The sequence below is a fragment of the Segatella baroniae B14 genome (assembly GCF_022024235.1).
In the GTDB taxonomy this organism is placed as follows: Bacteria; Bacteroidota; Bacteroidia; order Bacteroidales; family Bacteroidaceae; genus Prevotella; species Prevotella bryantii.
This window is the reverse complement of record NZ_CP091800.1, coordinates 538,860-552,702: the sequence shown is the minus strand read 5'-3', so window position 1 is coordinate 552,702 and position 13,843 is coordinate 538,860. Positions and strand designations below refer to the sequence as shown.

The following is a 13,843-nucleotide window of genomic DNA, read 5'->3' as shown; positions in this document are numbered from 1 at the left end:
GCAAAAATCGAGATCATACTCTATAAGAGCAATGATGAGCGCAGTTTCTATTAATAGGTATCTATCAAACTCGGATAATTAGCCGGACGGAATTCGAAATCCAAACCCGTGTAGCCTTTTTCACTCAGAGCAGTTTTAAGCATTGTAACAAAACCACTGCTTACCATCGTATTTCTCGGATAACCCGTTACCCCTTCTATTGAAGCCCCTGTGGTAAAGAGTGTACTATTGTAATAACAACCATAAATAAACTTGTCTGATGCTAAAGAGCTGACGGCAACAATACCACCAAGCACAGAGCCTCCCGTGACAGTACCCGTATGGTAACAACCTGTCAGACTACCCGTATTGCTTCCTACCAAACCACCCACATGAGTAGCAACTCCCTGAGTATTACCTACATGATAGCAAGCTACGATATCACCGGTATTCGTACCAACGACTGCACCTTGAGCTGAACCCGTACCGGTAAGTGTGGCATCTCCAAGTATTCGACAACCAGCTATCATACCGGCATTCGTATTCGCCAAAACACCATCACCCGCTACGCTGATACTATGCAACTGCACTCGCGATACATTACCCGAAGCACCAATGGCGGTGAAGAGAGGATTACCATACAAACGGTGAATATAACGATTAGCTCCCCAGAACGTACCCAGGAAAGTATGTTCTTCCGTTCCGATACCAGGCCATACGACAGCCGACTTACTGCTCTTACTACTTTCAGCCTTCGTTGAATCAGAAGACGCTTGCATAATGATATCCGCATTAAGAACAATATATTTACCCTCAAAGGTAACACCATCCGTGTTGACCATCTTGGCCAAAGTAAGCAACTGATCGGGCGTATTAATGAGATATGGATGAGTTACCGAACCATCATTGCCAGCCTCATCAGCATACGAATTTCCACTAGAATGAAGCCAAGTAGCATCGAGCGAAGCATTTGCTTCAACATCCGCAGGCGTATAGACTTTGGTGAAATCTGCCGATGAAAGATAATTGGTAACCTTCACCAGTTCACCCTGGTCTGGGGTAGCAACAAACTGCCAATCCTGGAACGATACGGTCGTTGTTAACTTCTCGTTCTTATGGTTCATATTGATATCAATCGTGGTACATTTACCAGGATTGAAATACACCTGACTCGAATTGCTACCATACACCGATGTCGTATAGGTATGGCTCTCTACTTCACCCGTCTTCGCATTTGGATAACTTACCGTGAAAGAGATCTGCACCGGTTGAACCGTCACGACACCCTCTTTAGCATAATAATTATAATACTCTTTAGTCTGAGGCACAACAAGACCATAGAAAGATTCACTTTTGGTACCCGTTTTAGCATCATCAGTACTAGAAGCCTGCCATAACTTAATCATACGCTTCGTATCTGAAGAATAGTCAGCCCCAGCAATCGTACTAATATCATCCTGAGAGGTAGAAGAAATAACACTATCACCAACCTGATTCCAGCGATAGAAAACAGGTTGATTCTTGATGATGACATCAGAAATGGTTACCTCATTATAATCAACAGAAGAAGAACCTGAAGAATAATCATCGACGTTGACATTGACACGAACACTACTCAAGGCATGTTTCATTTCGAGCGCAGCAGCAGTTTGGTTTTCTTCAGGTGATAAAGCTGCATTATGAAGCAACAAGAGATCCTGTGCCTGAATGGTTGTATTGCCAGCTGAATAATCTACCGTATCCGGCAAGACCAAATTTCCATTGATGTAAGAACCACCCAGAGCACCATAATAACACTTGGTATCCGTATCACTTAAAATACCCGTTGCCCAAAAATAATCGGATGAAGGCAAGCTATAACCTGCTATCGTATGCATACTGACAGCATCCGTCCAATATAGTTTTTCTTTGGTTGCCATGCTCCAGGCTGTCCCTGAATAGACATATTCCTTATCAGTATAAGAGAATTGATCAATAGCATTACTGGTACGCTTAAAAGTGGTAAGCATGAGCTGATCATCGGCAACAAAACTATTGCGACCCAGTTCTACACCAATAACAGGCGTGGTGGCCGTGGCACGAGTAGAAGAAAGACTACTGCCCATGATACTCACTGTGATACCTTTCAACTCCTGAGGGTCACTATCACCAGTACCCAACAAATCACCGTCAGTGCTACAAGCCTGTAACATGACAGTTGTCAATAAAGCAATATATGATAATCTGATTTTCATCTTTTACTCGGTTATAGTCATCTTAATCTTATATAACTTACCCTGCTCAAAAACACAAGAAGCAGCCGAAGTTTTGCCCTCACCTCCCAGAGCAGCAACCGTATTCAACGTGAGCTTATAGCGCTTGCTGCCAGCACGAAGCCAAAGTACAGGCGAAGTGGCTAAGGTACATGGCGGCACAAGAATGCGATATGTATTAGTAGCGACCTGATAAGCGGTATATACCGCCTGCTGACTGATACTTGCATCTGTAAAAGCGACAACAGAAGCCTTAGAAGCACCATTCACAGCAATACCTAATACTTTACCATTATCCTGCTGCGAACACCTAGACTTCTGCTTATAATTATAGCTGATAGCATTATCCTTACTACGATCTGCATAGTAATCACCCACCACAATCTCTTGCTGATCGATATCAGGCATTCCCTCTAATGTCACAACCGGGGTAGTATTATCCAATACATGATTCGCATCAGCTACAGTGACCTCCATACAACTCAGTACATGCTGAAAATCGAGGTGAACACGATATGATCCCGTCTGCATAATCGTCTGCGCCCAAAGCAAATCAGACTTCTGATAATTGGCCAGCAGACTTTGATCGGCATAGAACACATAACTATACTGATTGATAAGACTGCCCGATGGAGCAAGAAACTCCACATTCTCAGACCAAGTAGAAGCAGTATAGACATAAGGAGTCTGCTGTGCCTCATACTGGTCAAAAATACTCCAAGGAGTAGATACGGTATACTTCCCTTCGACATCAACATCATCGATGGTCGTAAGATTAATCCATGAACTACTACTATCATCCCACTTCATAAGCCAGAATCCGTCACTACTATGCCCCCAGGTCGTCTCCCCGATCTCAGTAGTAGAAACAAACGGGCAAATAACCTTCAGTTTCATACGTTCACCCGCAAAGAAAGTTGTACCATCTACCGTGGCACGAGTTGTTTCCTCACCATCGAAAGCAGAAACAGAAGTGGTGAGAGTTAAGCCCTTTTCAGACGATGCAGTCTGCAAATCCTCATTCTGCGAACAGGATACCAAGACAAGAGCTGACATAAGAATATATGCTAATTTCTTCATTGACTTAATTATTTTGGAGCAAGACATTATAAGAAGAAGCAGAATAAGTGGCACTGTTTGGCGCACCTGATGATAACTGCGGATAACGGTTGTCGTAAATAAGACTGGCACCGGCATTATACTGCATATTACAAGGATAAGACTGTCCGATAACCGATGTATTATATTTATAAATAGCATAGTTCATCGCCTTCCATGGTGCCAAGCCGTACATTTCCTCTTTTTGTCGACTTGTGAGCGAATTATAATTAACATCACCACTAAGCAAATTATCAACCTTAGCCTTCAGCACATGAGAATGTGCACCACGGATATACTGTTGTGGCAAATAAGTTACAGAAGATGTACCTACGGCATTCACACCAGTAGAGCGCTGTGTATCATAATAATTACACATGAACCGCCCCCAAGTCAATGAAGACAACGGTGCAAAGAAAGCAGTACTGCCCGAAGCATAACGGTCCAGAAGAGCTCCCGCACCAGAAGTAAGTCCACTACCCGTCTCCATACAACCATACATATACAGATTACTAGCTGTACCCACCAAAGCACCAGAAGCAGTTCCCTCATGAACACACCCTACGACATACCCCAAACCTGTCACTGTATGTGCAATCGCATGAGTAGTAGGAGCATTCACAGATACACCTGCAATATACACCGCATGTTCCTTATCGGCTGTAGCAGTGTTGAGAAGTGAAGTAGTATGGTTGCTCTCTATCTTCAGATTAGAGATAGCAGCCCCCTTCACATAACCAAAGAGACAACCACCATTGACATAAACATTTTTGAGCGTATGACCGGCACCATCAAAGACACCTTCGAAAGGATGATCCGCACTATTACCGATAGCAGGTATCTCCACATCCTGCAAATCGATATCGGCAGTAAGCGTAATCTTAAAATGAGGTTTGGTATTCAAATTCTTCTCATAGAACGAATACGGACCAGTGAGATAAGAGCGGTAAAACTTAGCCGCAGTAGTACTGCTGGCAGGTTGATAATGCCAATAGAACACATATCCTGGAGCCTCTTCCTCGGTAACGGTTACAGCATTACCCTCTTCATCAGTTTCATCATCTTTCGTCCAAGTAGCATTCGGATACAAAATTTCTTCAGGTTCACCATTCAGGGTAAGTCCACTGGTATAGGTAGCAGCCGTACCATTAACGAGATGAATAAACTCGAGGAATTCTTCAGCACTACCTATTTTAAATTCAGGCAAATAACTGCTTGTCTTACCATTCTTAAGATTCGTATAAGCATCAAAAAGAGCCTTTTTCCACCAATCATACTTCGCTGTCGCAATACTACCATCAGCAGAAGCCGTTTCAGCGGCAACCGCATCCTGCTCGGTCCATGAAAGACTTTTATTAACCGACATGGTAAACTTGCCATACTTATAACCAACCGTAAAAAGATAACTATACCCTGGCATCAAATCGATACCATCAGCAAAAACCTTGGTACCATTGTTTTCCACTTCACCGATAGTAAGAATATGATAAGAACCCTCCGTATTCGTCGTAGCCGCCTGGTCACCATTATTCACATCTTTCAGTCGGACACGGAAACGAGTATAAGCCGGAAGGTGGATATAACTACCCTGATCGGTACCGTTATCCATAAGATACGGAATAGAAATCATATAACGTCGACCATCAACAGCCATAAATTGTGGATGCTCCACCAAATTAACTATCTCATCAGCAGACAACAAGCCAAAAGGCACAAGACCATCTTCTGCAGCAGATGATATAACAGAAGAAGACTCGATAGTAGAGAAATCAGAAGTATTAGTATAATGATTTTGCGTAAGACCATAGAGCGTACCATTACTCATATTGACACCTGCCGGCATACACATCGTGTGATAAGCATCTTCGACAGCTTTCGCCTTTTCTACAGCCGTAAGCCCCCCTTCCTCGGTATCATCAACATAATCAGAAGCCTCCGTACAGAGTTCGATACCAGCAAGTTCGTTACCCGACTTTGGTGCGAAACCGATACGACAAGCCAAATGGAGTAATTTCATCGGGATTGTCTCAGTAGGTCCAGATACCGTAATCCAATCCGACAAAGTATAGTCTGGATAAAAAGAAGCCTTATTAGTCTTCGAGTTATTCAGGACATTAGCCAGATTACTACGTCCCCAAGCACGGAAGCGAACCGTTGAGCCATTTTCCCATACCAATGAGTCGGCAGCCGTTTGAACAAAAGACCTCTTGTCAGCATACGTACCCGTAGCCCCCGTCAACACTTTCCAACTCGTACCCAGATTAACCGTACTGGCATATTCACCCTGAAGCGAATAAACACGAGAAATCTCGGTATCAGAACTAAACTGAGTAGAACTACCACTGACAGCCTCCTGACGGAAAATAGTGAGATGATCACCCTCATTAAACGAACCATCATGATAATATGTGGCACGCGTAACAAAGGCATCAGAGATAGAGGCATCGAAATTAACAGCCTTGCCCAAAAGACTATTCTGCTCACTTCCTCCAAAATCGCTCTCGCTACAACCCACCATCAGGAATGTAGCCAATAGCAAAAATATCGTTGATCTTTTCATCTTCATCATACTTTAATAAGTAGGCAACGTTGTAGGGGTATGATTAATCACATCATCCGAAGCGTCGCTACAGTTATTCACATTACCCGTTACGATAGCATTACTTTTATACAGACGACCACCGCTAATGGCAGTGTTGAGAACTTCGGCACGCCACCCTATGGTTGGCACCCAAATATAGGTAGTACCGCCATTATATGTTTCTTTGTGAACATTAGCCTCCCACACCTGAGTTTCATCGCTCTCTTGCACAGTATTATATTCACCATTAATACCATCAAAGATATAAGTTCTACCTGTATTCTTAGAATCTGTCAACGTAATCGTATGTCCCTGAGCATCCAAATGCCCCGTAAAAACGAAATCAGCAGGGAGTTCACTAACATCGATGGTGACATCACTATTTAAGATAAAGTAATCGCCGTGATGTTCTCCCTTTTCAGTCGCTTGCAAGAAATAACTTACCCAGTCAGTATCACTCAGATACTGCTTATCGTAAGTATGAGCATCAGCAACCGTGGTAACACTGTTAGACGTATTCGTATAAGCACGCTGCCAACTGCTACCCGCCTGCGAAAGCGTAAATTCGGCAGTATTATCAAGACCATAATACGCCTGTGAACCCACAGTCTCTTCCCATTTAAGCTGACCAGTCGCCTGATAATCAACAGCCTCTTTACCGATACGCAAGTAGATTACAGTTTCCTTATTCATATCAAGATCAATGTTCACCGTCTTGGTATATTTCAAGCCATTCTCCAACTCAAGTTCAAACTCTACACTATTCGTTAAAGCCGCAACAGAAGCCATATCCTCGAGCTCATCATACATCACACTATCCTTAGCCGTGTAGGTAGGGCGAACCAGAATATCGTAAACAGGAACCTTACCCCCTAAATCAAAAACCTCATATTGAGACTCTTGATTATCCACAGAAGCCTTCGCTTTATTCCAAGCCTCGGCATCACTCGGGAAAATATACGTTTTGTTCTCGCTATCATAATAATAGACAAAACGCTCATCATCGAGATTCGTCTGTCCAGCATGATCATAGCTCGCAAACTCACCCACATAATGTGGAATGACACTCTTTACTGAAGTCCATCGAGGAAAATATACGTTTACCCCATGAGACAGATTCGTAGAAAGCGAGTCAAGATAATTGAGCACCTTAACCCCCTTAAAACGGATACCCGTATTCGTAGGATCATCAGCATCAGTCGTTTCGCCCGATGAAGAGACCTTATAATTCTTCAGTGTCGTATTCATCGTAGAATCGATAAGAATATAAGCGATAACACGCGCCATGCGATGTGAATAAGGTATCGTAATCTTACCCACTGTAGCACTCACTTGAAAAGAAGGTGAAATGGCTAAAGCTTCGCTCAGAGCTGTATAGTTATCACCACTCTGATCAGCCGCATCAAAGGTAGTACCATCTCCAGTTGCACCGATAATAGCTGTAGGCCAAGCAGTACTCTGAAAATAGTGCTTACCATTATAGAGCCATTTCGCAGGCGTTTCAGTTTCCCAATCAGTGATGGTATAATCATCTCCCGTCAATTGGAGATTAGCAAACTGAAATGCAGTAGGAGTTAGTTCCTGACTATAGCGAATAGGAAGTCCGCGTTCAAGATATGCCTTCAAATAATCCACATCGACCGCTGCTGTAGCACGCGTAGTAGCCGTAACCCCATCAGCATCGGTAGTCAATTGGACAGAACCAACCTGAATATCAGACGCATCAAAGGCAGAATCTGACGTTCCTGCATCATCAGCAAGATGGTCTGAGCACCCCATCAAGAGGAGTGCAACAAATACCAAAAGATAACTATATTTCTTATTCATATCCATAAAATCGAATTATTCAAAAGAAGGTGTAACAGCATTCTTCGTTCCAACAAGGGATGCGCCTCCAGTACCTACAGGATAAGACAAAGCAGGCCACCAGTTACCCCTACAATCAGCACTGATATAAGTATTACTACTATAAACACCTGTACCTAAGATAGAACCCTTATACGCATTAGTGGTAGTTGGAGTACTGAAATTGCTGGAACAATCTTGAATAAGAATTGTCCCTGTAGCAGAAGAACCCTTTGCACTTGGTCCACCAAGAATACCACCATAATAAGCCACACCGGTAGAAGCGCCTGTGGTAGAAGTAGAAGTATAATCGTCAGAAGTATTGACGAAAAGCGTATTATCAGCACGAGAATAACTACAACTCATAATAGAAGCATCATAAGCAGACGCAACGATGCCTCCTGCAAAATGGTTAGCATCTTTGTCTACAGTAGACGCCAACCATACCTGTACAGGCACATTACTCTTACAGTTTTGTATCGTAGCTCCATCGTAAGCCCACACCACAACTCCAGATGGGTTAGCCGACTGAACATAGTAATCTGAGGTAACGTTAACATTACTCAGCACAGCATTGCTACCAGCTACTGCAAAAGCCACCGGAGCATAACCATCAAGACCATCCTGAATACCAGAAGTGGTATGAGGAGTTGCAATCAAGTTAGCAGACAACTTCACCTGAAGATTGCTTATCGCATTGCTGATAGTATTAAAGATCATACCATCGGTCGTAATCGTCTTATGATTACCTTCAAGCAGATAGTTGGCACTATAATCATTATACTTGGTATGTATTTCATCCGCAGTAGACTCATAACCATTCGTGCTATTATAATGATTCCAGTCTTTCAATTCGAAACTGTCAGCCAATCGATATTTATTATTCGCAGCATTATAAAATGAAGTAAACGATTCTCTCAACTCAGCCTGACGATCAATAACTGCAGTATAACGATCAGACTCAGCCACAGCATTATCGACATTCACGCTACTCAAACGATTTTCTGCTATAGTAGGCCATGCGTTTCCCGTAAATTCTGTATTCTCAGTAGCAGCATGCTGCACGATATTCTTAAAGTTATCAGCATCCTGCAGTAAGGTAATACCATAATCATTGGTACAATTTGTAACTTTACCATCGGCAGAACCAACGATACCACCACCCTTGACACCATCAGCTCCATCAATACGGGCATTTACCGTACAATTATCAATGATGGCACGGGTAGTAATACCATCTACAGTAGCACTGAGAGATGTACCAGCAATACCACCGACATAAGCCTCAGAAGCTTGATCAGGAAGAACACCATAAACCGGAAGATCGGATGTACAATTAGAAATCGTACCCTGATCATTCTTTTCTACAAGACCAGCAACTGTAGCTTGAGCAATCGTTGAGGTCTTATCCGCTACAATATCCAACTTATCAATAGTACCCGAATTAATACTTGCCACTGCAGAAGGTAAAGAAGAACCAGCCTTCACAGAAATAGTACCATTCACCAATTTACCCGTAGAAGCAATCGTATCGAGCATCTGATGCTTTGTCAAAATCGTTGCACCAGCAAGATTCAACGTACCGTTGAGTCGATATTTTGACCCATCCCAATCTTCATCCTCATCTAAATCAATAGATTCAGCAGCAACGACACCTACTCCACCAGCAGTATTATACTCAGTAGTAGAAGTAAGGAATTCTATCAGAGTAGCCTTATCCACAATTTGAATTGTATTACCATTACCTCCAAACTCATCGGTATTCGCCTCGACAGCCGGTTCAGACTCCCAATCCTGCACATTGGCAGTGAATGCCACTTTACGCTGATCGCGCGAGAGTGTAGCGGTAATGATAAGATGCTTGCCAGCAGTAAGATTATAGGCACTACTATTTTCTGTATTCGCCTCATTGGCTGCCATAAAAGTAAACTTCTGGTTGGCTATGACAATACGAATGATAACCTTAGAAGAATGAGTTGCATAATCGTAAGGATTAACTACGGCAGTAAATGCTGTCGTCTTATCACCAGCATGTTCAAGCCCCTCAGGCCAAGTATATTCATAAGTATAAGGAGAAATTTCGACATCAGCTTCATCCTTACCTTCTGTATACGAGTAAATGGTAGCAGACAAAGCAGAAGGATACTGATTATACTGTAAATCTTCTACAGGAAAATCGTCTGCTGCCTTCAGAATAACGGTAATCTTGGCACGCTGATGCTTCATATATAAAGGTATACGCTTAGTAGCATCACTATTATCCGTAATATTATTATAGCTCTTGATGCCAGCTTTCCAATCTTTGGCAGTATGATAATTAGCAGCATCTACCTGATCCATCTGGCTAGGATCTGAATAATACAAAGGCAAATAACCAAACCCCAAGAGTTTATCTTGCTGCAAATACCCTTCTGTATACTGCGACTGATCGGCTTTTATCACATCACTTCCCGCTTCAGCCTTAAAACCATAACGATTCTGTGTATCTGGCCAATATAAAGATGAACCACTCAAGATACCATTGGCATTATTCGTAGATGTATAGGTACCCGTAGCCACAATCGATGTATCTACTTCACCCTCAGAAACACCAGTGAGTTTCTGAAGCATAGACACCGACAGCTTATAACCACTCTCAATAATCTTATAGTTGGAATTCATCTCATCCGTTAATTCGTCTTGAGAAGTAGCACGGGTTACCGGGGTCTGCACATAGGTAGTAAACTGTACAGCATCGCCTGCCAGAATATCATCTGTTCCTTCGGCAGTGATATCTTCACCACAACCTGTCAGCAGTAACATCGCCAGAAGGCTGATAAGCCATGAACCAATATGTTTCGTATGTTGCATCATTTGTATGCTCATGATAATGTATACTTACTATATAATTTATACTGTGCGTTAATCCTCTGTATCGTCTGAAATAGTAGCTTCAGACGAATACGTTTTATCTAAAGTCCAGTCGGTAATGGTTGGTTTGAGCGATACCAGCGAACTACGAATGAGGTAGATATTATAGGTATACTTCTTACCACTTGCCAACGTGTTTTTACCCGTATCCAGGGTATAAGTAGTAACGTGCTCAATGGCATCATCATCTGTACTTTCCTTCCAAGTAATACGTATCTTACGAAGGGAGCCAAAGGCTATCGCCTGATAAGACTTGACAGCTCCCGATGCAGGAGTACTCATCGAAAACATCTCGAATGCGGTTACTGGCGTATCATCTTCATTCGGGGTTATCGTATTGCTCACAGTGGCATTCACAGAACCATCTTCATTGATTCGATTATACACATATCCCTCAGTAGAAACATCTATCAGTTCTACTTTCGTAATCAGTTCAGATGTAAGACTGACAGACTGGTCGGCAGAACGGTCATTAAAAACATTAACCTGTACTTGAGCAAACTGATGCTTAAAGGTCAGCGCAACTGTATTGCTGATATAATTAGCAGGCACCTGAGCGGTAAGAGCAACGATAGGATCAGGCTGTTCGGCCATGCTCGTCTTATCCCCTCTCGTCAAATCGTAAACATTTATCGAACTATCATTCGCTAATGTGTTACCATTGACCATCAGGGTCTTATCATCCTTATTATCGCCATCAGGATACATCTTCAGGGCACCCTGAGCACCCGAATTATAGGTATTAGTCGTGAGCTGATTATAGTCAGCAAGAGCCAGAAAGACATGACTCAAACGGTTTTGCCAATAAAACTTTCCAGCACTCGTATCGTCACCATCCTCGTTGGTAGTAACATTCTCTGTCGTATAATCCTTATTCCAATAAACAGGCGTACCACTAGCATTTATCTTTAGCCAAGCAGTAGAACTTGCAGCCATATCATAGGCACTATCATTGGTATCCCCATTCTTAGAGTGATAATACATACTACATACAAAACGACCATCGTTATCCATAGCAATCGTAGAGGTAGCACGACTTACAGCCTCATTAACAGTGAAAGATACCGTCTGCCCTACCACTTCATCTGTGGATGTCTCTGGAGTAGAGCCACCGTCGAAATCAGAAGCAGAGCATGCTGTCAACAGCAATGATAACCCTATATATAATGAACGACATCTCATCATTTTATCCATAATCCTATCTTCATTTACAAGTGTAGAGCGGGAACTGATTAATCCCACTCCAAGATCGCCTTACCACTACCTGTAACATCCTCCCAATTTTTAACCAAACCGGCTACAGTAACAGCTTCCTTCTCAAGCGTAATAGTATACACATACGCTTTGCCTCTAACCCATTTATCAAGATCAGTATCACTATTCAGATTGATTTTATAGACTGTACCATCGCCCAGTGTTATCGTCAAAACCATAGCAGAAGTAGACTGTGGAACAACGATATAATCGGTCAAGGCTGCTGCCGTGTTATAGCTTTCTTCTGTCTTGACTGCATCTGCAGCAATACCCTCGGTAGTTGTAATGGCAGCCTTTGTGCCACTTGGTGTAATACTACCATTATGGATATCAACTGTACCTGAAGGATATACATTACTGATAGAGATCGTAGCACCCTCCAAGTTAACATGCTTCGTATTCGCATCAGCAGCACCAGATGCAGCCACAGGCGTTTTAAGGACAACACTGATTTTACTCATGATATGGCTGAACAACAAAGGTACATTACCCGTACGAGGACTCAAAGAAGCACCTTCATCGTAACCATCCGCAGCCTTTGTGGTAGCCCACATACGATCTTCACCCTGAGAAACCGTAGTTGGTTCTGAAATATTTCCAGAGAGAGCACCCTCTACACTTCTATTCGCTTGCGCGCGGAAGAAGAACTTATCTGTTCCGTTAGGCCAATAAAGAGAGGGTGCTAAAGACAAGCCAGTACCATTGTAAGAAACCAAAGAAGACTTTTCTCCATAGGTATAATCAGTTGCATCCTGTACCATCCACAGATCAAAAGTATCGCCAGAAGTTAAGCCTTCTGTGGCGTTCTGAGTGGTTACATCAGCTGAAAAATCAATAACACCATCACCAGTAGCCGTAACCGTTTGCCAATCTGCTAAAGAAGCTTCAGCAGTAATACCCTGCTTGGCGAGTTTTACCGTAAGGTGATAATTATAACCAGGCTGAGTGGCATAAGTTGTAGCACTTTCAGATGTAACAGTAGCAAGACCGCTCCCCCAATTTGATTCACCTGTAGACAACATAGCCTGCGTAACATTCAGATGATAGTTATTGCCATCGGCATCAGTAATGGTAATAAAGGACTCACCTTCAGCCAAATCAGTACCAGGAACAGTCATCGCTACGAAAGTACTACGATCTGCAGACATAGAACTTTTATACATCGTGATGTCTGCTTCTGTACCACCAGAGACCGTTGCAGAAGGAGCTGTAAAGGTACCAACCGTATTCATCTGATGCAATGTAACGGTAGTATTTGCAAAAGTAGTATTCGATGTAAAACCATCACCTGCAACCAATTCGATAGTAAATTCACTCATCGCATGAGTATAAGGAACAGACAATGTGCCGGTTCCACTTTTGGCAGAAGAAGATTCATGGTTATAAACCACCTTAGGCTGAGTAGACGACCAAAGCAAATCAGCATGCTGAACAATCTCTGCAGAATTCTGAGTAGTAGGAGCAGTCCAACCCAACACGCCTGTACTATCCACAAGCGCCGTACTCGGTGTACCACCATTATAACCATATCCATAGTAACTACGTAAGCCATGACCAGACTTACGAAGATTCGTATCATCATCGCCGCCACCAAGGCTGAAATCATCCCAATAGAGATCTTCTGTAGAAGTAACGCTAGTCATATCACTGCCAACAGTCAAAGTTACCATTCGTGGTGAACGGTCATCGATACTAACCAATTGATTATAAGCATCAACATGCTGAACAAAAGTATACAAGGTTTCACCTGTGTCAAAAGAATTAGCTGTGGCACGTGTAACCTGAGCAGAACTCAAAGAGGCATCGAAACTCAAAGCCAGACGATCTGAAGCGTTTTCGTTTGTTAAGTCGTCTGATGAACAACTTGCCAGAAGCATCAATGCAGATAACGAAACTATGGAATATTTTAATGTCATCATTTATA

General features: G+C 42.7%; 7 protein-coding genes. All 7 read right to left on the bottom strand.

The window, feature by feature from the left end:
* Positions 1 to 50: 50 nt before the first annotated feature.
* The 7 genes from L6469_RS12330 to L6469_RS12300 are packed head-to-tail and all read right to left on the bottom strand — an operon-like array spanning position 51 to position 13,838.
* Positions 51 to 2,213, bottom strand: a complete 2,163-nt coding sequence (locus L6469_RS12330; RefSeq protein WP_006281522.1) for a hypothetical protein — start codon at positions 2,211 to 2,213, stop codon at positions 51 to 53.
* Positions 2,214 to 2,216: 3 nt separating this feature from the next.
* On the bottom strand, positions 2,217 to 3,311 hold the full coding sequence (locus L6469_RS12325) for a fimbrillin family protein (RefSeq protein ID WP_074803046.1): 1,095 nt from the start codon (positions 3,309 to 3,311) through the stop codon (positions 2,217 to 2,219).
* A gap of 4 nt (positions 3,312 to 3,315) precedes the next feature.
* Complete coding sequence (locus tag L6469_RS12320; RefSeq protein WP_177181303.1) at positions 3,316 to 5,898, bottom strand: hypothetical protein; 2,583 nt, start codon at positions 5,896 to 5,898, stop codon at positions 3,316 to 3,318.
* Between the two features lie 3 nt (positions 5,899 to 5,901).
* A complete protein-coding gene (locus tag L6469_RS12315; protein WP_143067145.1) occupies positions 5,902 to 7,737 on the bottom strand; it encodes a hypothetical protein in 1,836 nt (611 codons plus the stop codon).
* Positions 7,738 to 7,752: 15 nt separating this feature from the next.
* Positions 7,753 to 10,620, bottom strand: a complete 2,868-nt coding sequence (locus tag L6469_RS12310; protein WP_143067144.1) for a fimbrillin family protein — start codon at positions 10,618 to 10,620, stop codon at positions 7,753 to 7,755.
* Positions 10,621 to 10,656: 36 nt separating this feature from the next.
* The gene (locus L6469_RS12305; protein ID WP_074803034.1) at positions 10,657 to 11,859 is read right to left on the bottom strand and encodes a fimbrillin family protein; all 1,203 of its coding nucleotides are present in this window, start codon (positions 11,857 to 11,859) and stop codon (positions 10,657 to 10,659) included.
* Positions 11,860 to 11,897: 38 nt separating this feature from the next.
* Positions 11,898 to 13,838, bottom strand: coding sequence for a fimbrillin family protein (locus tag L6469_RS12300; RefSeq protein ID WP_006281866.1), 1,941 nt, complete (start codon positions 13,836 to 13,838; stop codon positions 11,898 to 11,900).
* Positions 13,839 to 13,843 lie beyond the last annotated feature (5 nt).